Annotated in this window: 20 protein-coding genes and 1 riboswitch; of the genes, 4 read left to right on the plus strand and 16 right to left on the minus strand. The window is 40.0% G+C overall.

Annotated features, from left to right (window positions below; translation table 11 throughout):
* Positions 1-488: 488 nt before the first annotated feature.
* Positions 489-1,253: an RNA methyltransferase gene (locus tag MKZ10_RS12985; protein ID WP_342505368.1), complete on the minus strand. Its 765-nt coding sequence runs from the start codon at positions 1,251-1,253 to the stop codon at positions 489-491.
* A 92-nt stretch (positions 1,254-1,345) separates the two neighbouring features.
* Between MKZ10_RS12985 and sspI the strand changes: the two genes are divergently transcribed.
* Positions 1,346-1,558 carry a small acid-soluble spore protein SspI gene (gene sspI, locus MKZ10_RS12990; protein ID WP_342505369.1) on the plus strand — a complete coding sequence of 71 codons (213 nt, stop codon included), beginning with the start codon at positions 1,346-1,348 and terminating at the stop codon, positions 1,556-1,558.
* A gap of 101 nt (positions 1,559-1,659) precedes the next feature.
* On the opposite strand, the gene MKZ10_RS12995 is transcribed toward sspI, so the two are convergent.
* From MKZ10_RS12995 to MKZ10_RS13015, 5 genes are all read right to left on the minus strand, one after another.
* Positions 1,660-2,025 carry a response regulator gene (locus MKZ10_RS12995; RefSeq protein WP_342505370.1) on the minus strand — a complete coding sequence of 122 codons (366 nt, stop codon included), beginning with the start codon at positions 2,023-2,025 and terminating at the stop codon, positions 1,660-1,662.
* A gap of 64 nt (positions 2,026-2,089) precedes the next feature.
* A riboswitch (cyclic di-GMP riboswitch) is annotated at positions 2,090-2,175 on the minus strand.
* 181 nt (positions 2,176-2,356) lie between these two features.
* The gene (gene argF, locus MKZ10_RS13000; protein ID WP_342505371.1) at positions 2,357-3,319 is read right to left on the minus strand and encodes an ornithine carbamoyltransferase; all 963 of its coding nucleotides are present in this window, start codon (positions 3,317-3,319) and stop codon (positions 2,357-2,359) included.
* 144 nt (positions 3,320-3,463) lie between these two features.
* Positions 3,464-4,552: a M42 family metallopeptidase gene (locus MKZ10_RS13005; RefSeq protein WP_342505372.1), complete on the minus strand. Its 1,089-nt coding sequence runs from the start codon at positions 4,550-4,552 to the stop codon at positions 3,464-3,466.
* A 108-nt stretch (positions 4,553-4,660) separates the two neighbouring features.
* Positions 4,661-5,101, minus strand: coding sequence for an NUDIX hydrolase (locus tag MKZ10_RS13010; RefSeq protein WP_342505373.1), 441 nt, complete (start codon positions 5,099-5,101; stop codon positions 4,661-4,663).
* 57 nt (positions 5,102-5,158) lie between these two features.
* Positions 5,159-6,052 (minus strand): PhzF family phenazine biosynthesis protein, encoded by an 894-nt coding sequence (locus MKZ10_RS13015; RefSeq protein ID WP_342505374.1) that lies wholly within the window; start codon positions 6,050-6,052, stop codon positions 5,159-5,161.
* A gap of 110 nt (positions 6,053-6,162) precedes the next feature.
* Here MKZ10_RS13015 and MKZ10_RS13020 point away from each other — a divergent pair, with 110 nt between their 5' ends.
* Positions 6,163-6,630: a DinB family protein gene (locus MKZ10_RS13020; RefSeq protein ID WP_342505375.1), complete on the plus strand. Its 468-nt coding sequence runs from the start codon at positions 6,163-6,165 to the stop codon at positions 6,628-6,630.
* A gap of 187 nt (positions 6,631-6,817) precedes the next feature.
* On the opposite strand, the gene MKZ10_RS13025 is transcribed toward MKZ10_RS13020, so the two are convergent.
* The 6 genes from MKZ10_RS13025 to MKZ10_RS13050 form a co-directional block, all read right to left on the minus strand.
* The gene (locus MKZ10_RS13025) at positions 6,818-8,044 is read right to left on the minus strand and encodes a TolC family protein (RefSeq protein ID WP_342505376.1); all 1,227 of its coding nucleotides are present in this window, start codon (positions 8,042-8,044) and stop codon (positions 6,818-6,820) included.
* Between the two features lie 39 nt (positions 8,045-8,083).
* Positions 8,084-11,140: an efflux RND transporter permease subunit gene (locus tag MKZ10_RS13030; protein ID WP_342505377.1), complete on the minus strand. Its 3,057-nt coding sequence runs from the start codon at positions 11,138-11,140 to the stop codon at positions 8,084-8,086.
* Positions 11,137-12,690 (minus strand): efflux RND transporter periplasmic adaptor subunit, encoded by a 1,554-nt coding sequence (locus MKZ10_RS13035; protein ID WP_342505378.1) that lies wholly within the window; start codon positions 12,688-12,690, stop codon positions 11,137-11,139. Before MKZ10_RS13035 ends, MKZ10_RS13030 begins: the two co-directional genes overlap by 4 nt.
* A 502-nt stretch (positions 12,691-13,192) precedes the next feature.
* Complete coding sequence (locus MKZ10_RS13040) at positions 13,193-13,666, minus strand: GNAT family protein (protein WP_342505379.1); 474 nt, start codon at positions 13,664-13,666, stop codon at positions 13,193-13,195.
* Between the two features lie 22 nt (positions 13,667-13,688).
* Positions 13,689-14,087 carry a nucleoside 2-deoxyribosyltransferase gene (locus MKZ10_RS13045; protein WP_342505380.1) on the minus strand — a complete coding sequence of 133 codons (399 nt, stop codon included), beginning with the start codon at positions 14,085-14,087 and terminating at the stop codon, positions 13,689-13,691.
* A gap of 308 nt (positions 14,088-14,395) precedes the next feature.
* Complete coding sequence (locus MKZ10_RS13050) at positions 14,396-15,376, minus strand: diaminopimelate dehydrogenase (RefSeq protein ID WP_342505381.1); 981 nt, start codon at positions 15,374-15,376, stop codon at positions 14,396-14,398.
* A gap of 306 nt (positions 15,377-15,682) precedes the next feature.
* Here MKZ10_RS13050 and MKZ10_RS13055 point away from each other — a divergent pair, with 306 nt between their 5' ends.
* Together MKZ10_RS13055 and queF are read left to right on the plus strand one after the other, a co-directional pair.
* The gene (locus MKZ10_RS13055; RefSeq protein WP_342505382.1) at positions 15,683-16,837 is read left to right on the plus strand and encodes an MFS transporter; all 1,155 of its coding nucleotides are present in this window, start codon (positions 15,683-15,685) and stop codon (positions 16,835-16,837) included.
* Between the two features lie 20 nt (positions 16,838-16,857).
* Positions 16,858-17,355, plus strand: a complete 498-nt coding sequence (queF, locus tag MKZ10_RS13060; RefSeq protein WP_342505383.1) for a preQ(1) synthase — start codon at positions 16,858-16,860, stop codon at positions 17,353-17,355.
* Positions 17,356-18,071: 716 nt separating this feature from the next.
* Here queF and recQ read toward each other — a convergent pair.
* The 4 genes from recQ to yhbH form a co-directional block, all read right to left on the minus strand.
* Positions 18,072-19,829 carry a DNA helicase RecQ gene (recQ, locus tag MKZ10_RS13065; RefSeq protein ID WP_342505384.1) on the minus strand — a complete coding sequence of 586 codons (1,758 nt, stop codon included), beginning with the start codon at positions 19,827-19,829 and terminating at the stop codon, positions 18,072-18,074.
* Positions 19,830-20,019: 190 nt separating this feature from the next.
* Positions 20,020-20,457 carry a hypothetical protein gene (locus MKZ10_RS13070; protein ID WP_342505385.1) on the minus strand — a complete coding sequence of 146 codons (438 nt, stop codon included), beginning with the start codon at positions 20,455-20,457 and terminating at the stop codon, positions 20,020-20,022.
* A 503-nt stretch (positions 20,458-20,960) separates the two neighbouring features.
* Positions 20,961-22,358 carry a SpoVR family protein gene (locus MKZ10_RS13075; protein WP_342505386.1) on the minus strand — a complete coding sequence of 466 codons (1,398 nt, stop codon included), beginning with the start codon at positions 22,356-22,358 and terminating at the stop codon, positions 20,961-20,963.
* Entirely contained in the window at positions 22,355-23,521 is a 1,167-nt protein-coding gene (yhbH, locus tag MKZ10_RS13080) for a sporulation protein YhbH (RefSeq protein WP_342505387.1), read from the minus strand. Before yhbH ends, MKZ10_RS13075 begins: the two co-directional genes overlap by 4 nt.
* Between the last annotated feature and the right edge of the window lie 8 nt (positions 23,522-23,529).

The raw sequence follows: 23,529 nt of genomic DNA on the forward strand, positions 1-23,529 counted from the left end.
AATTCTCCTTTCGAAATTAACAAAAGTGTAGTGCACCTACCATATAAAATCAAATACGCCTTGGCGTGTTTGCGTCCAGATTTTGAATTGAGCAAGCTCAATTGACTCCCCTCAAAATCTGTGACATCCGCCGGAGGCTTGTTTTTAATAATTGAGGTTTCAACCCCAATTATTAAAAACAAAAAAACCCGCCCCTATAAAAGGGACGAGGACGATTTCGCGGTACCACCCTGATTATCACACCCGAAGATATGATCACTCAAATCGGAATAACGGTCCGGCACCGGCACATCTTTACAGCTCACACTGGTCCTGATGGCAGCTCATGGGGTGAACTTCAACAAATACTCGCCTACCTACGCTTTCAGTCAAGGCGTAGATTCCCTTTTGGTTCGTGTGATGCTTACTTTTCCCAGTCATTGCTTTTTATTTTAATTCATAACTAATAGTATACCCGAAATCATTTTGTTCATCAACAGCGGAATGCTTTAGTTTTTTGAATACGAGTACAGCAAAATCCCCGTCGCTACTGCAACATTCAGCGACTCAGCTTTGCCGTACATTGGAATCTTTACTGTGGTCTCAGCCAACGCCAATAATTCAGGTGTAACACCACTACCTTCGTTCCCCATAATTAAAGCAAATTCAGTTTGTGGTTCAATTTCAGAATGATTGACTGCATTTTGCAATCCTGTACCGATCACCTTAATACCTATTTGTTTTGATTTCGTCACCCACTCCATCAAATCGCCTCTGACGACAGGGATATTGAAGTGAGAACCTTGTGCAGAACGGACGGTTTTTGGGTTATATGGATCTGCTGACCCCTTACCGAGTATAACTGCATCCATGCCAGCTGCGTCTGCAGTACGGATCATCGTACCGACATTGCCCGGATCTTGAACCGCATCAACAAGTAAAAGTTTTTTCCATGTTGCGAAGTCTTCTTCAGCATGATGGGGTTGACGACAATGTGCGTAAACTCCCTGTGAGTGTTCCGTTTCTGAGATTTCTTTCGCAACTGCACTGTTTACTTCAACAATATGTACACTTTCCGTTGACCAGCCAGCGGGAAATTCAACTCCGTCTCGAATGATCAATGCAATGATGGCTCCGTCTTTTTTAAGTGCTTCTTCAACCAAATGGAAGCCTTCTACAAGAAATTCTTCCGTATTGTCACGTTCTTTTCGCGTTGTCACGAGTTTTTTCCAATGTTTCACTAGTGAATTTTGTGGGGATTCGATGCGTTTCATAATCGTTGTTACCGCCTTTTTCTTTTTAGTGTAACAAATGCCCGTATAGTTAGCGATATTTGTGTCCAAAATGAGCATAGGAGGTTGATAAAATGGATTTTCAAATACGAGATGCGATTACGGCAAATATGGAAAATAATTCAGCGGAGGATGTCCGTAATGTCGTCGAAGATGCCATTAAGCGAGGGGAAGAACATCTATTACCAGGACTCGGCGTGTTCTTTGAAAAGCTATGGAATAATTCAGGTGAGCAAGAAAAATCGAAAATGGCTGGAGAGTTAGCACAAGTATTTGCAGCAAGTTGAATTATGAGTGAATTGCGCGGGACCATTGGTAGCCCGCGCAATTTTACGGGTTTTATAGTATTAAAAAGTTTACTTGTCTTTTCCGTAGAACACTACATTTTTCAATTGATTTTATTTAATTTAATAATAAGGTCATCGAAAAAGGGTTTTACAATAAAATCATCGGCACCATTTTCTAAAGCTTCAATTACAAAATCTTGCGTCCCCATTGCTGAACACATTATAACATGTGTATCAGGATTTATTTTTTTAATTTTTTTAAGTACAGCGATTCCATTCATATTCGGTAAAGTGATATCCAGTAAAACGATATGCGGTGAATGTTTTTCATAAAGCTTCACAGCATCTTCTCCATTACCAGCCTCAGCTACTACGATATACCCACTACTCTCAATTTTACTTTTTAATAAATTTCTCATAAACCTTGAATCATCCACAAGCATTACTGTTTTACTCAAAATAATCACCTCTCATTTAACGAGTAATCTCATCTAGCTATTTATAGAAGTAGATGGCTTCTAAAGTGATACACTCGGTAACCGGCTACCATTACAAATAGTTGTATTAGGCCCTTGGCTTTGCGTCCTTAGCTTTCGATAAGTTTGCCTATATATAGGCTATCATATTCTAATCAAACAATCTCCAAAAAGGTTTAAGACGAGAGTGCAGCAAATTTGGTGATGAATAACATGCACGGTTTGACCATAATAAATTGTAAGAATAAAGGCAATGCAGCTAGATGCGGACTCAAACACAAAAAAGCCCAGGCAACATACCCGGACCCGTTAATCCATTTACTTACAACACGTTAGCCAAAACAGCTTTCTGTGCATGTAGACGATTGCCTGCTTGCTGGAAGACGAATGAGTTTGGTCCGTCAATGACAGATGTTGCGACTTCTTCCTCACGGTGTGCGGGCAGACAATGCAAGAACATATAATCTGCTTTCGCATGCGCAACCAAAGCATCATTAATTTGGAATTCCTTAAATGCTTCTAGACGCGCCGCAGTCTCTTCTTCTTGACCCATACTCGTCCAGACATCTGTATAGACGACATCTGCATCTTGTACCGCTTCAACCGGGTTCGTAGTTGTCACAACACTGCCGCCATTCTTAGCAGCAAGCTCTTGTGCCTTGACGAGAAGAGTTGCATTATATTCAAAGCCCACTGGCGTTGCAACCGCTGCATGCATCCCCATATGCGCCGCTGCGATGATAAGCGAGTGCGCTACATTATTTCCATCTCCAACATAAGCGATTTTCTTGCCTGCTAGCGAGCCTTTCACTTCCAAAATCGTCAATAAATCTGCTAACGCCTGACATGGATGAAAAATATCCGTTAAGCCATTAATGACCGGAACCGACGTATGCTCTGCCAATTCCTTCACCATTTCATGTGAGTTTGCACGAATCATAACGCCGTCCAAATACTCCGACAGCACATGCCCTGTATCATACACCGACTCCCCACGTCCGATTTGTAGGTCACGTGCGTTCATGAACATCGCATGCCCCCCCAGTTGGATCATACCCACTTCAAATGATATGCGCGTACGCGTTGAATGCTTTTCAAAAATCATCCCGAGCGTCTTGCCAGCTAAAATAGGTGGCATATTGCCCGCAAGCATTTCCTTTTTCATGTTATTTGCATAATCTAATAAATAGGAAATTTCTTCACTCGTATACTCAAGAAGAGATAATAAATCCTTCCCCTTCAAACCATTTGCAATAGCACTATTTTCCTCTTCAATCTTCACCATATCGTCATCCCCTATCACTGTTTTCACTTTGTATATCACAGTATATATATGCATAATTATAAAGTCAAGCGCATTTTTATAGATTTATAAAAATAAAAAATACCCTAGCTACTTTTAGGTAGCCAAGGCAGTTCAAACTTTTAATCAATCAAATGTAATGGTATTTACCGCGTCACGGTCTAATTTCTTAATGACTTCAACAATCAACTTCACCGTATTTTCAAAATCATCACGGTGTAAAATTCCTGCATGGGAGTGAATATATCGAGTCGGAATACAGATTGCCAATGATGGTACACCATGTCCTGAAAGATGGATAGATCCCGCATCCGTGCCACCCCCCGGAATTGTCTCGAACTGATAAGGAATACCATGCTCTTCAGCCGTGTCTACAACGAAATCACGCAATCCTTTATGAGATACCATCGAAGCGTCAAACAATAGAATTTGTGGACCATCACCCATTTTACCTGTTGCTTCCTTCGACGTAATTCCCGGTGTATCGCCAGCGATACCTACGTCCACCGCAAAACCGATGTCCGGCTGGATTTTCGTTGCCGCTGTACGTGCACCACGAAGACCGATTTCTTCTTGTGCTGCTCCCACGCCGAATACGATGTTCGGATGATTGTCAGCTTTCAACGCTTTCAATACTTCAATTGCGATGGCGATACCAATTCGGTTGTCCCATGCTTTCGCAAGTAAATATTTATCATTATTCATTACTGTGAATTCAAAATAAGGTACTACCATATCTCCCGGTAAAATGCCCCATGACATTGCTTCCTCTTTTGAAGTAGCCCCAACATCAATGAACATATCTTTAATATCGACTGGTTTTTTACGTGCTTCTGGCGAGAGGATATGTGGAGGCTTCGATCCGATAACTCCTGTTACTGTATCTCCTTTGCGTGTCACAATCGTCACACGCTGCGCTAGCATTACCTGTGACCACCAACCACCAACCGTTTGGAAGGATAAGAATCCTTTGTCGTCGATTTTTGAAACCATGAAACCAACTTCATCAAGATGCCCTGCTAGCATGATTTTCGGACCATTCACATCGCCCGTTTTTTTAGCAATTAATGAACCCAAACCATCCTGATCAATTTCATCCGCATACGGCTCTATGTACTTCTTCATCACTTCACGCGGTTCACGTTCATTTCCCGGAATCCCCTTCGCATCTGTGAGCGCTTTCAACATTTCTAACGTTTCATCTAATTTCGTCAATTACTTCGACCTCCTAAATAAATCATACATGAGTAGTATATGCGAAATGGAGGCTATTATCAAAACATTTCGGATTGAAAATCAAAAAATAGGAGGCAGCATGCTCCGTTAAGATCGATATCTACCTGCATCCCTCAACATATATGGCACCGTAGTTTTACTATCAATCGCCCCTTCGAACTCATTCGAGATATGGATATACGGTTCTGCCTGTTGCAAGTTCATCCAAGTAACTTCCTCGATTTCTTCTGGTAGTGAAATATTGATTTCCCCACCGATTATTTTCCCTGTAAAAGTAAAGAAAATAGTGTGATGTCCTCTTTCCTCAAAAAACGCTTCACCTACACTAAAAATCCCGCCCAATTGTACATCTAATCCCGTTTCTTCTTTCACCTCACGAATAGCGGCCTCTTCAAGCGTTTCCCCCCGCTCCACTGCTCCGCCCGGAAGTGTATAGTAAGAAGCACCAGGTCCTTTATTCTTAACTAATAATACATTCTCCTCGTGCTCGTCAACTAACAAGACATACGCAACATCAACCCTTTTCATCTTTTCAGCTCTCCTTTTCACTTCATTAATTTGTGACCATCATCCCCTTGATTTATGTTAAATTACAATCTCAAATTCTTTAACATATACCGCATTTCCTCTGATTTCAATATCATAACTTTCCTGATTTTTAGAAACACCAACCTGTACACGACCATCTTTGCCAATTTCATGGCCCTGCTCTACCACAAGATTCAAGTGTTCTTCAAAATCATTGTCGATATACGTTGCATAATAAGCACCCATGACACCTGAAGCTGTTCCTGTCACTGCATCCTCAATTGTTCCTGAAAAAGGGGATGAAAAATGACGGGCATGCATATCAGCATTTTCATCATATGTTTCCAAGCAAAAAGGATGGATCGATGCTTTAGGTATTTCTTTTAAAATGCTTGGGAATATTTCAGTATTTGGTTTCATTCTCTTGAACGCACTAAGTGTCTTAATCGGAACTAATAGCGTCCATATCCCTGTACTACCATAGACAATTGGAAAATCCCCGTCAATATCAGATTTCTCAAGTCCGATTGCATGAGCCAATTCTTCAGATGAACTATTAAATTCTTCAAACTGTGGTGAAGCCTGTTTCATCGTTATGTAGAATGTATCATCAGTTAGCGAATCTATACGGATTGGCAAAATCCCGGCTCTCGTTTCAATTGTTAATTCATCTTTTTCAGTTAATAAACCCCTAGATTTTAAAGCAAATATGGTTGCCATTGTCGCATGCCCACATAAGTCCATTTCATGCCCCGGCGTGAAATAACGAATTCGAAGATCCGCCACAGATGATTGAACCGGAAAAGCAGTCTCATTAAATCCAACTTTAACAGCGATTTCTTGCATCTCCTTATCGGTTAAGTCATCTCCGTTTAACACAACTCCCGCAGGATTTCCTTTATTCGGCTCTGTGCTAAATGCATCATAATGGTAAACCGTAACAGACTTCATGTCTCATTCCCCCATCTTAATAACTTTCTTACTGCACACTTAGAATTTTAACAAATTTATCAGTCTTTGAGTTACTATAAAAGAAAATACTTTTTGAGGTGGAATCGTATATGCTCGATATGTTTTCTTATAATTGGCAAGTAAGAGATGATTGGTTTGATTGGAGTCAACAGATTTCAATCGAAGAACTTACACAAAAACGAACAGGTGGTATGGGGAGTATTTTGCGTAATTTATTTCATGTAATTGATTGTGAACAGATTTGGATTAATCAAATGAATGGAACGCCTGTGATAGTGAAAGATATGAACAGCATTTCTACTCTACAAGAGGTCATAGAGTTTTCTACCAGTACAAAATTGATAACCCAAGGTTTTATGCAATCATGGACACCTGATTGTGAACAAAAGGTCTTTGAAATGAAAAGGCGAAATGGCGATACGTCCTACTTTACATACGGGAAAATAATGCGACATATCATTTCACACGAAATTCATCATATAGGCCAAGTATCCGTCTGGTCTAGGGAGCTTGAGATGAAACCTATTTCTTCTGATTTACTGTTTAGGGAATATTAAACGATTACCAAACTACATACCCTACCTCTGGTTACTATAGTAGCGGATATATTAAAAAGACCACACCGATAGTAGAGCATCGGTGTGGTACTTATAATAGGCCAGTTCCCAAGTAGAAATAATCTATCCTAGCGACAAAATGCCAGGGGAGATTATTTCCTTTGTAACATCGCCTATACTCATCCAATCACATCATATAGCCTTCTTTAAACAAGCTAAATTCTTCCTTTAATAGTTGGTAATCTAATTGATCATTCATTAAATCCAGTTCGATTGCGCGGAGTTGTTGTTGTGATTTTTGCACATCTAGGAAAATAATTTCTCCTAACTCGTACAATTCTTTTTGCTGATTGTGTTCACTATTCGTCTGCTCTACTTTTCCTTCTGCAATTTTTATTCGATCACTTAATACTTCGAATCGATTCTCAAACTCATAAGCTTTGAGTTTTACTTTTCTTTCCGCCTGTACGAGTTCAATCTCTGTTTTTTGAATTTCATTTGCATAATACTCTTTGAGCTCTAGCTTTGCCTTGCTCTGTTTTTCGAGTGATTTATTATACTCCTTTAATAGTGCTTCACGAGATGCCTCCAGTTCCTCATTAACACCCTTCCATAAATCTGGTGCTTCTTCTCCCCCAGGAATTTTGCCATCAACATCCTCGATTTGAGTAGGAGGCTTTGAAATTTGTTGGTCAAGATCATGTAATTGTTTTAAAAGCTCTTCTTCATCTAAATGAGGAAGGGAGTCAATTTGATGTAAGATGTTGCTGTACTCTTGTAATTTCTTCCGAATTAGAACTAGCGATGGTTGCTTGTTATTCAACTCTTTCGCTATCATTTCAGCACCGTAGTCAGCTGAAGGTAACAAACTAAATTCAGGAAGGGTTCGAATCTCGAGTTCCACATTAAATTCCTTCCCCAGTTTTTGGTTAAGTCGTGAAGTCGCTTCTTTCAATGTCAACTTTGCTGCTTTCACTGCTAACTTAGCTTCATTGACACCTATTTCCGCTTTTAACATGGCTCCTTTAGTCGACATTCCTTCCTTATATCTTTCTTGGCTATTTTCGTATTCTTTTTCAACCAGCTTCAAATTCGCCTCTTGTAATTTAAAGGCTTGCTTTTCCTTGTAATAACCGTAGACCAACTGGTTCGCTTCATACTTAATTCCTTGCATGGTCATTTTTTTGTTCAAATTTTTCTGCTCATTATTCATATCTTTTAATACTTGAAATCCATCTTGGTACCTATAAGCATCTGACGATAACGGGATATCCTTATCAGTATCAAGCAACTTCGCCTCTAAACTTTCATTGATTACTGCATCCACTACTTCTACTAATGACTCATTTGCTGCCACTTTTGATAAAGGTAGCAGCGTAAGTAAACAAGTCGTGATGATTAGACTTTTACGCATATACTTCTCTCCTCATCTTGTGCTGCTTGACAATTTTTCTTAGGCAGCTGTTTTTTGTTTTATAACTGGTTTTCTTGTTACTTTTTTTGAAAGACGTTTTAGGAAGTTCGTACAGTCATCGAATAATGTATACATCACGGGAATGAAGACAAGCGTAAACACGGTAGAAACGGTTAGGCCAAAAATCGTTACGATTCCGATAGGCTGTTGTAAACTTGCCCCATCACCTAACCCCAATGCCAAAGGGATCATCCCTAATACAGTTGTCAGCGTAGTCATCAAAATCGGACGAAGTCGCTCTTTTCCCGCAGCGACAACAACCCTTGTACGATCCCAATGCTCTTCCTTATGTTGATTAATATAATCGACTAATAAAATCGAATTATTGACTACGATTCCTGCCAAAATAATGACACCGAGTGCTACCATCGGGGACAAAGGTTGACCCGTCAGTAAAAGCCCCAAAACGACACCGATGATTGTTGGCGGAATTGCTAGCATAATAAGAATCGGTTGACTATATGAATTAAATTGAATGGCCAAGACAGCGTAGACAAGCGCTATCGCGACAACTACAGCTATTACCAGCTTAGTAATTAACTCCTCGTCTCCAGTATCAAAACTAAAAAACTCATAGCCATACTCTGGAGGGAATGGAATCTCCTCCAACATCTGATTAAATTCATTGATGATTTCATCTGATTGCTCAGTATTTGCAACTGTTGCACGAACCGTTATACCTTGTTTAAACCCTTTACGTTGTATAGATATTGGACCATGTGTCGATTCAAATGACGCCACAGCGAATAAAGGAATATGATCTCCACTAGCCGTTTGTATATTCAGATTCTCCCAAAAAGCCATCGTATCGGTTTGTCGATTTGCATAGTTCACATAGACTCGATAGTCAGTTTCATTTTCAGAAAAATGCATGACTTCATCATTCATGACAGCTTCTTGCATTTGCATGACAATTTGCTCCCGGTCCAAGCCATACTTTGCAGCTAATGCGTTCTCGACTACTAATTTTAGTTGGGGTTCTCCACTAATACCTGGAACATCGATATCCGTAATTCCCGGTGTGTTTTCTAGAAATAGCGTCACTTGTTCCGTTAAGGCCTTTAAAACCTCATAATTTGTTCCAGATAAAGTAACATCTATTCGCCGTTCTTGATTTGCATCGAAAACTTGAAGTGATTCTCGATTTATATATAAAGAGACCATCGATGAAGGCACCAATGACTGTTTCACTTGAGCAATAATTTCTTTCAACTGTTCTTTCCGTTCACTCTTTGGTACTAATTGAATGAAATAAGAGATAAAATCTTGCTCAACACTCTTCTCTTTTACTTGAATGACGTCGTCAAAGGGCTCTATTGCGTCATCTAATTGCTTCATCAACAGCAATAGCTCATCCTCGGAAAGCTCTCCTTCTAGAAAAGCGTCAATGTAGAGCCTGCCGTCATCTTCCACAGTTTCTGCCTCAAAGCCAATTACAGGAATCAACAATAAGCTACCTATACTCAAAACGAGCGTAACCAAGACTGGCACCCATCGTTTTTTCAATGACCACTTTACTACTTTTTGATACTGAATGGTCAGCCAACTAAGCCACTTCGCATCATTCTGTATGACTACTTTTTCACTACCAATCCATTTATAAGAGAGCATGGGCACAATCGTTAATGCCGCGAGAAGAGAAGCAATTAACGTAAATATAACAGCAAGAGCAAAGGGTATCGTTATACTTGTTAAATCACCGATAAAAAACATCGGCGAAAAAACAATGATGGTTGTTAATGTAGAGGCAATAACCGCCTGGCGCAGTTCTTTACTGCCTTGTTTGACTGCTTCAAATATCGGGTATCCTTGTTGTTTATATTTAATAATATTTTCGAGTATAACGATTGAGCTATCCACCATCATGCCGACACCAAGTGCAAGTCCTGCTAACGAAAGCACATTTAATGTTTGACCTGAAAAATACAGCGCAATTAGTGCCATGATAATCGAGATGGGAATAGATAAAATGATAATGAGTAGGATGCGAATATTTTTGAAGAAGAAAAGCAAAACTGCACTAGCTAACAATGCGCCCATAATTAAGTTATTCGTTACTTGCTCAATGGAGTCTTTCACGAAGATCCCCGCATTATCCCCTATTTGGATGTCAATTCCTTCTGGCAACGTTCCTTTCAATGCTTCTATTTTTTCAATAACTGCATCCGTTACTTCTACAATATTCGCATTCGAATCCTTGGCAACAGAGAATCCAATTGTCGGCTTATCATTAACCGTATAGAGATTTTTTTCTTCGTTACTCACAATGGTTATGTCAGCAATATCCCGAATGGATACAAATTGACCATCCTTTGTGGGTATCTTAATTTGTTCAATAGCAGCAACTGTATATTGCTCTTCTGGGACGACAAGTTGTAACTCTTTTCCTTTTTCTTGTATTGTCCCAATCGTTTGCATCGGACTTATCGCAAGTGAATTCAATAAATCGCTCGTCGCTAATTTATACGTCGTAAGCTGTTGCGAATTCAAATTAATATGAATTTCCTTCACATTACTTCCTAGAAAATCAACCTCTGCCACACCCGGTACATTGGCGATTTCTTGCTCTATACGCTGAAGAAAGGATTCATCTCCCTTTGCTCCTAAAACAGAAAATCCAATAACTGGTTCCCTTCCCATACTACTATTATAATCAGTAACAGCTAAGGATCGCACACCGGCTGGCATCACACTTCTACTTGCGTCAATCTGCGTTTGCAGATCTTGGATTTTTCTCTCCAGATTAACATTCGATTTAAAAGTAATGAGAATACTAGAACTTTCTTTAGAAGAAGTGGAGCTTACATTTGTAATATCCTGATCTTCTTTAAGTAACTGCTCCAGTGGCACAGTAATTTTTTGATCGACTTCTTCAGCAGAAGCATTGGGATAACTTGCCGTGATAAACGCCATCGACACTTTAAACTCAGGCATCAATTCTACATTGAATTTTTGAATACAAAAGATACCTACCGCTACGATTCCTACTAGGAATAAAGTTACAGCAACCGAACGCTTGACAGCCAATGTAATCATTGCGATTCACCATCTTTCTCTTTAGATGAATCCTTACCATCCGTAGCTGGGTTCGTTATCTTTTCAACTGGCTTGCCTTCACCAGCAACTTGTACAGGCGAACCATCGGATAGTAACACCATTCCTTTCACAGCGATTTTTTCATTAGGTTTAAGATTCCCTTTCACAGAAGTCCATTCCTCTTGCATTTGCAAAATCTCTATTTCTTGGTAGACAGCTTTAGAATCTTGTATTATATAAACAAATGCCCTTTCATCCTTTTCGGTAATTGCTTTTGTAGGTATGATTAATTGGTTCTCGCCTATTATTGTTTCCGCTACCAACTCCACATACTCCCCAACAATAAAATTTTTAGAATCTCCTTGTATAGAAGCTTCCAATTGTATAAAACCTTTGTCGTCAACATAAGGGGAGATATGTGTAACTTCTCCGTCATGACTGATTTCTCCGTTCACACCGACTATTTTAACCTTTTGCCCTTTCACTAAATCCTTTTTCTGTGAAGGATAAATGGCTGCCACAACTTTTAGCTGTTGATTATTAAACATCGTGACTATCGGAGCTTGTGGCGCTGCATACCCCCCTTCTTTCATATGGACATTGTTGACAACCCCTGTAAAAGGAGCTCGGATGGCTGATTCATTCATTTTATTTTCCGCTTTCTCAGACACCTTCTTCGCCTGCTGTGCGGCCTGCTCTGCTTGTGTCACTATTATTTTTGCCTGTTCTATTCCGACATCTGCTTGTTGAAGCTCCATTTCAGATATTAATAAACCAATTTTATCGTTTTCAATAGTATTCTTTAACTCTTCGGAAGCCTCATTGCCAGCAAGCACTTTGTTTTCAGCTACTTCCTTTGCGGACAATAAACTTTTTTCATAGCTTCTTCTTGCACTTTCTTCTTGTGCCTGCGCTTGCTCTAATTCTTTACGAGGGATAATATCTTTATCATAAAGCCGTGATGACTTTTCAAAGTTACTAAGCGCATGATCCCATTGACTTTTTAGTTCTGCTAAATCGAGACTTTGAGGCGTTTCCATTTCACTTTCTTTCTGTGGATCTTGAATCTTACTATATTGTTTTTCAAGTCTAGCTAGCGCTAACTTCGATTGCTCATGGCGACTACTAGCCTGTCGCTTGCCATGCTCCGCAGTTTGCAACTGCTGCTTAGCTTGATTGATTTGTGCCTTCGCTTGATCTACTACATTATTCGCCTGGCTAATTACCATTTCCTGCTCTTCAGAATCAAGAAGTGCAATGATCTGTCCTTTTTCTACAGTGTCTCCTTCTTTAACAGCCATTTCTATAATTCTACCGCCAATACTTACGTATACTTCTACTTCTTGCGTTGAAACTACTTGAGCTGAAATTCCTCTTTCTGAATAAAGATTTCCTTGTTTAATTTCAGCTGTTTCAACAATCACTTTCTTTTCCTCTTGCGGTAAAGAAAAATCGTCCAGCTCTCCAGCTGAATTATTGGTGGCACAACCTGTTAGCACCAACACTAATCCCATCACTAAACTTAGTGAAATAGTCCGTTTTTCAAACATTATGAGTCGCACCCTTCCTCTCTAGTCGTTATGAACTTCCAAATTTTAGCCACGGATGTAACCTACCTAATGAAATTCAATTAATACAAAATGTACCATGTCTAACTTATCTCAACCATCGCTCGGTGTTACATGTACCTAACAGTTTTGTCACATATGAAAATGAAGAAAGACCGTTTTTCTAAATCAGTCATTTAAACCACGTAGACCCACTTTGCTATTTCATGATAAGTCCATTTCCCGAAAACGAAAGATAATAACAGACTAAATAGACACCACATCTATAATTGTTCAATCAAAAAAGCGTCACCTCTTAGAAATAGAGATAACGCCTTCATTATTTATTTATCCAAAGATTTAGTTTATTTTACAGGAAATCTATACAGAGAGTAAGGACCCCACCCGAGATTTCTCTGACCTTTACTTTTTTATCTTTAAGCCGATTTATGATATCCATTAAGCTCCTCCAAGATTATTCCTTTTCGTTCACTTCAAAGCAGTGTCAATGATTTTCAACTGCAAAAGTCATTTCAAGAAATTCATATCTACCACCATTTGTTTCTTGCATAAACGTAGTTCCTGCCGTAAATCCGGCTTTTTCATATACTCTGATTGCTCTTTTATTAAATGTTGCTACTGATAGCGTTATTTTATCTGGCGAAAATGTTGATTCTACAAATGCTAAACCTGCATTTACAAAAGCCAGACCCTCTCCGCCTCCTGTTAAATCCGGTCTCATCCCTAACCCAATATCAATATGATTTTCCTCTACTTTAGTAAAACTAAAAAAGCCAATAATTGTATGACTTTTCATAACAATAAACGTAGAGTCTCCTCGTTTTTCAGAGTCTAAAAACTCGACTAAATCTCCTTGATCCGCTTCCATATCGTAAATAGAATATTCACCATCATAGTGCCAATTAAAGGCAATATCTTCTGCTTGCTCCTGTGTCATTGTTTTAAATTGATAATCCATAATTTTCACCCCTATTGATCAATCAACGATGGCTCTCCCGAAAATTGCAAACCCTACCCACCAACTCATCCAATGTACCAATCACCTGTTCAACTTCCGATAAATGATAAAAGGTGCTTGTGGTGTCAAAATCATTCACTCTTTCATCTGCTGAATACAAAAAGATTTTCTTTCCTCGCCCGAGTGCAATACCTAATTCGATATGACTTCCTTTTCCTCCAGGCAATAAAACAATTACAACATCAGATGCCAATATGGCATTTTTCTCCGCTTCACCAATCACCTTTAATTCCTCAAGAGTGGAGGCTCTATCATTCCTCGTCCAATCGTATGTATGTACATAACCTGCTTCTATCAACTTTTCACTTACATAGTTGACAGCCTGTTTGTTTTGAAAACTCGATGCAAGATAAAACTTCATACATCCCGCTCCTTCCATTATTCCTACCTACCAAAAACAGTGTTACCCTAATTATAAAGGTAACACCATCATTAAGTAATCCAATACTATATAGGTTGAGTGAAAGACTTCCAACTTGATTTGCCTGAAGAGGTTCCATGCTAATTAATTGTGTGACGGTCATAAACGTGTCCATGGCGAGCATAACACAACTCGTGCCGGTCATAAACGCGTCCATGGCAAGCATAACACAACCCATGCCGGTCATAACAAGATATGAGTGACATCAAACTACTCTCACACTAGCTAACAGAATCAAATGCTATCTATTACAGCAATTCCTTACGCAACTCAGCCGCACTCTTCGGTGACAACAATCCCGGTGCAATATCAAACACTGTTTTCGCACCTGTGTCACCGTTTTGATTCAAACGATAAGCCGCTCGAGCATAAGCAACTAAAACGCTTGATGTGAATTCAGGGTTACTATCCAGCTTCAACGAATACTCCATCACTTGCGCATTGCCTTCACCCGTTTTCCCGCTACGAATAACGAACCCTCCATGTGGCATAGCAGTATGATCACGAGCCAACTCTTCTTCGGTAATGAACGTCACTGTCGTATCGTAGTCTGTGAAATAGTCAGGCATTGTAACGATGGCTTGTTTCACTTGCTCGGCATCTACACCTTCATTAAGTACGACATAGCACTCACGTGTATGCTTTTCACGCGTTGACAGTTCAGGCAATGACCCGCTACGCACACGGTCTACTGCATCCGGAACAGGAATGGTATATTGCACAGCCCCCTTGACTCCAGGAATTCGTCTAACTGCATCGGAATGCCCCTGGCTCAAGCCTTTCCCCCAAAATGTATACGTCGCACCCTCTGACAACACTGCTTCGCCATACAAGCGATTAATAGAAAATAGACCCGGATCCCAGCCAACCGAAATAATTGCTGTCTTGCCGTTCGGTTTCGCTGTAGCCTCAACGGCTTCAAAATAATCTGGAATTTTCGCATGCGTATCAAAGCTATCTACCGTGTTAAACAATGCAGCTAATGCGGGGCCCTGTTCAGGTAAATCATTTTTCGATCCGCCACAAAGGATTAGGACATCGATTGCATCCGTGAAATTTTGAATATCATCCATCGCATGCACCGACACATTGCTATCTAGCAATTGCACATCGGCTGGATTTCTTCTTGAGAATACGCCTACTAGCTCCATATCTTTGTTTTGACCAATGGCGTATTCCACTCCGCGCCCCAAATTTCCGTATCCTGCAATTCCAACTCTGATTGTCATTGTCCATTTCCCCTTTCATAACTCTTCTATTTCATAATTTTAGCGTTCTAACGCTTGAAAAGCTATCTCTAATAATTATATCAATCACGCCCTGGCGTGATTGCGTCCAGATTTTGAATTGAGCTTGCTCAATTGACTCCCTTCAAAATCTGTGACATCCGCCGGAGGCTTAACTTCATTCAGCAGGTGTTTGGGCTTCTGCTGAATAAAGTTGCTAATTGTTCACAATCTATCCTTTTCCAATCATGCCTGAAAAATGGTAAGCTAGAGGATGGTATCTTCAAACGAAAAGAGGCTTTATTTATTATGCGGGGTTTTGTTTATCTAATTGTATTTTTCTCGTTTTTTGATTTATTTTCACAATTACCTGTGATGAGTCCGTTTGCTTTATCACTTGGTGCATCGCCCTTTTTAATTGGGTTAGCAGTAGGTATGTACTCATTTTCCAATACGATTGGGAATATTATTTCTGGCTTTATGACGGATAAAAGAGGACCCTTTGTTATCCTTATCATTGGTCTTTTTGCAGCGGCATTATCACTTTTCCTTTATTCTTTCGCAACTGGCCCATTATCACTACTCGGTGTCCGTTTTGTCCATGGATTTATGGAAGGGCTCATTGTCCCAGCTGCCTTCACTTTCCTTGCGAATCGTGCAGAAGGTTCAAAACGTGGTAAAAGTGTAGCTATTTCCGGTGCATTTGTCGGAATGGCGGCCATTGTTGGTCCAGCCTATGGTGGCATTGTTGCCGCTAAGACAAGTACACCTTTTATTATGGCTGTTAACGGTGGTATTATGCTGGTGTTGGCAGTAGCGGCTTTTTTTGTTTTACGCTCGTTTACCTATAAGCGCAAGCAATCAACTGAACAAACTAAGCATTTTAGAGTTAGACACTTGTTCCGACATCCAGGTATGGTACGTGCATTTGCAGGAGCATTCTTTTTAATGTTTTCACAAGGCGTACTAGCACTTGTATTACCGTTAAAAGTGGAAGCACTTGGCTTTGATACGAAAACAAGCGGTATGTTACTTAGTACATTTGGTGTTGTAGCTATCCTAATCTTTTTATTACCCATCAACCGGGTGTTTGACCGCGTTCGCCCGATAGTCACGTTAGCTTTCGGGATCTCGTTAATGGGACTGGCTATGTTATTGCTCAGCCAAATTGAACAATTGAATTACTTATACGCGGCAATGGCAGTTTACGGGGCTGGATTCGCATTCTTGTTCCCTTCCATTAATTCATTGCTCATCGATTCATCTTCTGCTGAGTTCCGTGGAAAAGCATATGGCTACTTCTACGCCTTCTTCTCAATGGGTGTTGTTGCAGGATCCAGTTTCATCGGATTCCTTGACCTCACTTACAAGAGCGCATTTATGCTAACAGGTGCTATTTTACTAGCTGTTGCTACGTATGCTCTCATCGGCATGAGAAAAGAATTAACGTCAATTACTTCATAAATGGAACTGGAGGGTTCAAGATGACAACTAGAGACCAAGCATCATTAGCCGACCTAACCTTACTCGGCAATCAAAACACTCAGTATTTATTCCAATATAGTCCTGATATTTTAGAGGCAATTGATAACTTACATGTCAATCGAGATTATTTTGTGAAATTTAACTGTCCAGAGTTTACAACACTATGCCCACAAACGGGACAGCCTGACTTCGCAACTTTAACGATTAGTTTTATTCCCGATGAAAAAATTATCGAAAGCAAGTCACTGAAATTATATTTGTTCAGCTTCCGAAATCATGGTGATTTCCACGAAGACTGTATCAATATCATCATGAATGATTTGATCAAACTGATTGAACCACGGTATATCGAAGTATGGGGGAAATTCACACCACGTGGTGGCTTATCGATTGACCCTTATTGCAACTACGGAAAACCTGGGACAAAATACGAACAAATGGCAGATCATCGGATGATGAATCATGATATGTACCCGGAGAAAATTGATAATCGGTAATTATGTTAGAAGCCACGTCTGTTGAATAACCATTTACTTGCATAAATTACGGGTAAGTAATGTCTTGAAAGCTACTAGTCCACTAGAGTATTTCCAGTTCGCTTTCGGCTGACTATTCAAGACATAATTACCGTGGAGCAAGCATGGCTAGAAACGACTTCGTCATTTCTAGCCATGCTTTTTCGGTCATCTTGTTATGAATTGTTGCCTGTCGCGTACCTACAATGCTTAAGTGAAAAATGCGGTTGATTGGAAAGAAAAGAATAGATGGCTTACTATAAAAATTGTAGTGCCCAAAGATACAATTTCGGGCTCTATTGTACTTTGTACAAGGTATTCTTTCGTTATTCCTAGTAAGCTTTATAGAAAGTGACACTTCCTAATATAATAATGGAAAAGATCATAGTGAAAGCTCCATCCGCCAAAATTTCATCTTTGGCGGACTTTATCTAGATAGAGAGGCTTCTATTCACTAGTTCCCAAAAGCATTAGCACTTCGAGTACAAGTATTTTTGGTGAGCGACGGATGAATGACTACTATACGATTACCGGAAGAACGTATAGGGATGCGGCGAAGTCGCATCCCTATACATTAAAACAATACGGCTATTGTATAGAAGTCGTTCATTCCAAAACGAGCCAAAAGAAAACTATACACAGATGTGATATTTTATAAGTCAAAAACCATCCGGATGTCAGAATCCAGATGGTTTTTATTATACATTTTGCATGGTATATGACTTGATTTCGTTGATAAACGCCTCGCCATAGCGCTCTAATTTAGCTTGTCCAACGCCATTCACTGCGAGGAAATCTTCTTCTGTGATAGGCATTCTTGCTGCCATGTCTTGCAAGGATTTATCCGAAAAGACAACGAACGGAGGTACGCCTGCATCTTGTGCTAGTTGACGGCGCAAGGCACGAAGCTGCTCAAATAATGGATTGTCAGCTGTAATTTGTTTAGTGATGACAGATACTTTGCGATGCACTTTTACGCCGCCTGTTAAGACATCCTTGCCCTGCTCACTAACATAAATAATGGGGAATTGCCCATTTTCAACACCCAGATAGTTTTCTGAAATAATGAATTCGATGAAATCGGAGATGTCTTTTGCGCTTCGGTCTTTCATCAAACCATAGGTGGGCAGTTTTTCAAAGCCAAATTCTAGCACTTTCTTATTACGAGATCCCGTCAAAACTTGTGCAATCATCGTCTTGCCAAAACGCTGCTTCATGCGGATGACACAAGATAATACCATTTGAACGTCTACCGTGACATCTGAACTTTCTCGCGTATCTGTACAATTCGCACAGCGACCGCAATTGACTACATCAGTTTCACCGAAATAGGTAATGATGAATTTCTGCAAGCAGGCTTCTGTATGGCAAAAGTCAATCATCGATTGTAATTTTTCCAATTCCGCAGGGATACGATTTTCATCCTGTGACTGATCGATGAGGAATCGTTGTGTTTGCACATCTTGTGATGAAAATAAGATTGTGCAGGCGCTATCGAGTCCATCACGTCCTGCGCGACCTGCTTCTTGATAGTAACTCTCCATGTTTTTCGGCATTTGGTAGTGAATGACGTAGCGAATATTCGATTTATCAATCCCCATACCAAAAGCATTCGTAGCGACCATTACCGTTGCTTCATCCATCAAGAATCTATCCTGCTCTGATTGTCGTTCGACATCACCTAAACCTGCATGGTATTTGGCAACAGCTACCCCACTCTTGCGCAGCGTTTCATGGACAGAATCAACAGCTTTGCGCGTTGCTGCGTAAATGATACCAGCTTCCCCGTCATTCTTCTTGACATATTCTTTGACAAACTTCTCACGGTCTTGTCCTTTTACAACAGAAAAGGTAAGGTTAGCTCGCTCAAAGCCTGTCATCACCGTATTGTCTTCACTAATCCCGAGCTGACGACAAATATCTTCCCGCACATCAGGTGTTGCAGTTGCCGTCAAAGCAAGGACGACTGGTTTTTCATCGAATAGAGAGACGATACTACTAATATTACGGTAGCTTGGACGGAAATCGTGACCCCATTGCGAAATACAATGTGCTTCGTCAATGGCAATCATCGGAATGTTCATTTGGCGTAACTGATTTTTAAACGCTGGTGAATCGAGTCGTTCTGGTGCAACATAGAGCAAGCGATACTTGCCTTCCATTGCTAGTTCCATCGTACCGAAATATTCTTCCGATGATAACGAGCTATTAATGTACGCAGCAGGGATACCGACTTGGTGGAGCGCATCGACTTGGTCTTTCATGAGAGAAATAAGTGGTGAAATGACGAGAACGGTTCCTTCCATAACAAGTGCTGGCACCTGATAACAAACCGATTTCCCGCCCCCTGTTGGCATAACGCATAGTGTATCCTGCCCTTGCATAACCCCACGAATGACTTGCTCCTGCCCTGTTCTAAATGAAGGATATCCAAAATACGTTGTTAAAATGTTCAAAGCTTTTTCGATGTAAATCCTCTCCTTGTTCCTTCGTCAAAGATAACGAAATGCGGAGGGCGCCTGCTTAGATGCGACAGGCATAAGACGAACTTGCGACGTGGCGCTTTTTGCCGCATAGCTAGTTTGGCTTATGACCCGAGCATCTGGCGCCCAGAGCTAGACAAAAAAAGCACCGGGATAGGTGCTTTTATTCAAACAATAGTCTTTCTTCGTCACGGCTATGTATTTCATTGACAACTAGTAATGAATGAAAACGGTGAAGTACACCAGGACTTAAGTTTTCCTTTTCACGAAGCTCTTCGATGTCCTTGACGATAATGCGCAGTAAATCATGATCGCGTGTCAACTGAATGACAGTGTCTTTCAATTCCGGCTTCTGCGTTGCAACTTCCTCATAAAACCCAGCCTCTTCCGAATCCGCATGTGCAATAATACGGGTGAGCCAATAGTCTATCAGGGCATCCGCCGCTCGATTAGCCGTTTCTAAATCACCTTTTTTTAAGTAATCCATCATATCATTTGTCTTGTCAACTGCCCCGGCTAAGCCGCCCTCGTGAATCGCGTGATGTGCAGAAAGTTGTTTCAAGGCGGGGCCAGATTTAGGTACTGAATTAGTTGCTGCCATTGTAATCATCCTTTCATTATCAAATAAGGTTTGAATCATGCTGACTAGAGATAAACATAGATTAACCATACCAGATTCAGGTGTAATTTGAAATGAAAGCTCATCCCAATTTTTGAAGAATCGGTTTGATTCGTCAAATAAATGTCATCTTCATCATAGCTTGTAAAGTATAGCTTCATTTCCTCTTGGAGTTCATCAGGTATTCGCTCCTTGATTCCCATAGTTCCTTTATGCTTCAACTAACATCCGGTACGACCAGCATACTCATCATTTCAATACAAATTAAGCCAAGCATCGGTATTGCCTTCTTCTCGTCAGTTGCAGACAATTTCCATAACTTTTTCCAATTAACAGATTCAAAAATGTATGCACATAACTTTGAATCTAGGAAGAATGAATCGAAACTATTGCATTTAAATAAACGGTCATAAAGCAGGTTGCCACATTTTCTCGAAATTGTCCAAATGACAAAACCCACTCGCAAAATTAGAGTGGGTTTTACTTTATACAAAACGGCGATAAACCTTTTTTCCGTCATATGAAAAAACAATTTGCTTATTCTCCACATACGTTTCTAAATGGACAATTCGCCCCCATAATCGATGAATATAGGGAAGGACATGCTCCAAATAACGAACATCTAATTCCTTTTCATCAAATTGATGCACCAAATACAATTCACCATTTCGTAAATAATCGCCATTTTCAACGACAATATAAGGAAATCCACCATTCACTCGCATTGCAATTAGCTGATCCCTAATCGCTTCATGATCTTTCGTAGTAATCCGGTAATCTTCCCTCTTCTTTTCAAATAAATACAGATCAGCTCGTTGAACCAAATCCTTCGTTAAATAGTTGCGAATGAAGGAAATATCCGATTCAATTTCTCTCACTTCAAACATTTTTTCTCTTCCACTGTTTGGTTTGGCACCAAACTTTTTCATATCTTCCGTTGGATGATTGTAGCGCTGTTCAATATCTTCAAAGATTTTCACACCCAGATAGTACGGATTAATGCTTGTTTTGGAAGGCTGTACAACGTTCGCATTTAATGTCGCAAATTCAATGGTCTCATCTGTCGTCAAATCCATCTCACGTATAATTCGCTGATGCCAATAGGATGCCCAGCCCTCATTCATAATTTTGGTCTCCAGCTGGGGCCAAAAATAGAGCATTTCCTCTCGCATCATCGTTAAAATATCACGCTGCCATTCTTCTAATTCACGGCTGTATTGTAAAATAAATAACAGAAGATCCTTTTCAGGCTTTGGGGGTATTTTATAAGTCATGTGAGTCGTTTTTTTCTTATCCTTTTGCTGTTGATCCAAATTCCATAAATCATCATAATCTGTTTTTCTTGCAACCTCTTCCTCTTCTACAATATCCTCTGGTAGATGATGTCTTCGGATAGAAGGGTCGATATGTTCCTGAATGCCTAAAACTGCATCTAAAAAACTTTCAACATTCCCTTTCCCGTAAAGCATTTCATAATTCGCAATCCGCTCTGCCGTAGCCGCCATGCTTTCCACCATGTCCCGCCTCGTATTAGAAAACCGAACATTATTTTTGAAAAAGTCACAGTGGGCAAGGACATGAGCAATAATGAGCTTGTTTTGAATCAGGCTATTCGTATCCAACAAAAATGCATAGCACGGATTGGAGTTAATGACCAATTCATAGATTTGACTTAACCCAAGATCATATTGTAGCTTCATTTTGTGAAACTGCTTACCAAAACTCCAATGTGTAAAACGTGTTGGCATGCCGTATGCACCGAATGTATAAAGAATATCCGCAGGACATATTTCATAGCGCATCGGATAAAAATCTAGCCCGAATCCAGTGGCGATTTCTGTAATTTCGTCGATGGCATATTCAAGTGTATGTCGATTCGTCAATCGCTCCCCTCCGAATCACCATTATTAAAAAAACGTTTTAACGCATGGTATACATCTTGATTTTCTTTTAAAATATAATGCCGAAATTTTGGATGTTCGATTTTTTTATAAGTAGCCATCAATGTCGAAAACCGACTATGCGCATTGACTTCACCGTAACCAAATAGGCTTGAAACTTCCATCAGCTCATTGACCAATCTCATACATTTCTCATTATCCGATGACATATTTTCACCATCAGAAAAATGGAAAGGGTAAATATTATAGCGCGAAGGGTTGTATTGTTGTTTAATAAGCTCTAGCGCCTTCTCATAAGCCGATGAGCAAATCGTTCCCCCACTTTCCCCTTTTGAAAAAAAGTCTTCCTGTGTGACCACTTTTGCTTCTGTATGATGAGCAATGAATTCAATGTCAACTGTTTCATATTTCGTCTGCAAAAACTTCAGCATCCAAAAAAAGAAACTTCTCGCCATATACTTTTCAAAATTCCCCATAGAGGCGCTCGTATCCATCATCATGAGTACAACTGCTCGGGACTCAGGTTTTTGAATATCATTCCACGTTTTGAAGCGTAAATCATCATTATGAATCGGTGCGATTTCAGCTTTTCCTTTCATCGCATTTCTTTTAATAGCCGTTAATATCGTTCGTTTTTTATCGATATTACCAATCAGGCCTTTTTTTCGAATATCATTGAACTCAATTTTTTCATCTGTTATTTCAGCCTGTTCTTTTCGCTGTAAATTAGGTAATTCGAGTTCATCGAAAAGAATTTCTTCGATTTCGGCCATCGATACCTCTGCTTCATAGTAATCCTGCCCAGGCTGATCACCTGCCTGCTTTCCTTGCCCTTGACCACTTTGACCTTGCTTGCCGTCACTTGCGACAACATCGTCAACTTGACTACTGCCATCACCTTGCCCAACATGTTTCGACTTGTCATGATTATAGCGGATTTTATATTCATCTAACGATCGAATGGGAATTTTAATAACATCTCGCCCGTTGGACATCACAATGCTCTCTTCACTGATTAAATCCGGCAAGTTGTTGCGAATAGCTTCCTTCACTTTATCCATATGACGCTCTTGATCACGATGACCTTTCCGATGAAGAGACCAATTTTCCTGTGAAACGATAAACTGATTTTGTCGTTCGCTCATTTTTCATT

It is taken from the genome of Sporosarcina sp. FSL K6-2383, assembly GCF_038618305.1.
Taxonomy (GTDB): domain Bacteria; phylum Bacillota; class Bacilli; order Bacillales_A; family Planococcaceae; genus Sporosarcina.

Bases quoted from the DNA above. Each gene is read 5' to 3' on its own strand.
- MKZ10_RS12985 (WP_342505368.1), bottom strand. From the start codon at position 1,253: ATGAAACGCATCGAATCCCCACAAAATTCACTAGTGAAACATTGGAAA.
- sspI (WP_342505369.1), top strand. From the start codon at position 1,346: ATGGATTTTCAAATACGAGATGCGATTACGGCAAATATGGAAAATAAT.
- argF (WP_342505371.1), bottom strand. From the start codon at position 3,319: ATGGTGAAGATTGAAGAGGAAAATAGTGCTATTGCAAATGGTTTGAAG.
- MKZ10_RS13010 (WP_342505373.1), bottom strand. From the start codon at position 5,101: ATGAAAAGGGTTGATGTTGCGTATGTCTTGTTAGTTGACGAGCACGAG.
- MKZ10_RS13015 (WP_342505374.1), bottom strand. From the start codon at position 6,052: ATGAAGTCTGTTACGGTTTACCATTATGATGCATTTAGCACAGAGCCG.
- MKZ10_RS13020 (WP_342505375.1), top strand. From the start codon at position 6,163: ATGCTCGATATGTTTTCTTATAATTGGCAAGTAAGAGATGATTGGTTT.
- MKZ10_RS13025 (WP_342505376.1), bottom strand. From the start codon at position 8,044: ATGCGTAAAAGTCTAATCATCACGACTTGTTTACTTACGCTGCTACCT.
- MKZ10_RS13030 (WP_342505377.1), bottom strand. From the start codon at position 11,140: ATGATTACATTGGCTGTCAAGCGTTCGGTTGCTGTAACTTTATTCCTA.
- MKZ10_RS13035 (WP_342505378.1), bottom strand. From the start codon at position 12,690: ATGTTTGAAAAACGGACTATTTCACTAAGTTTAGTGATGGGATTAGTG.
- MKZ10_RS13040 (WP_342505379.1), bottom strand. From the start codon at position 13,666: ATGGATTATCAATTTAAAACAATGACACAGGAGCAAGCAGAAGATATT.
- MKZ10_RS13045 (WP_342505380.1), bottom strand. From the start codon at position 14,087: ATGAAGTTTTATCTTGCATCGAGTTTTCAAAACAAACAGGCTGTCAAC.
- MKZ10_RS13050 (WP_342505381.1), bottom strand. From the start codon at position 15,376: ATGACAATCAGAGTTGGAATTGCAGGATACGGAAATTTGGGGCGCGGA.
- MKZ10_RS13055 (WP_342505382.1), top strand. From the start codon at position 15,683: ATGCGGGGTTTTGTTTATCTAATTGTATTTTTCTCGTTTTTTGATTTA.
- queF (WP_342505383.1), top strand. From the start codon at position 16,858: ATGACAACTAGAGACCAAGCATCATTAGCCGACCTAACCTTACTCGGC.
- MKZ10_RS13070 (WP_342505385.1), bottom strand. From the start codon at position 20,457: ATGGCAGCAACTAATTCAGTACCTAAATCTGGCCCCGCCTTGAAACAA.
- yhbH (WP_342505387.1), bottom strand. From the start codon at position 23,521: ATGAGCGAACGACAAAATCAGTTTATCGTTTCACAGGAAAATTGGTCT.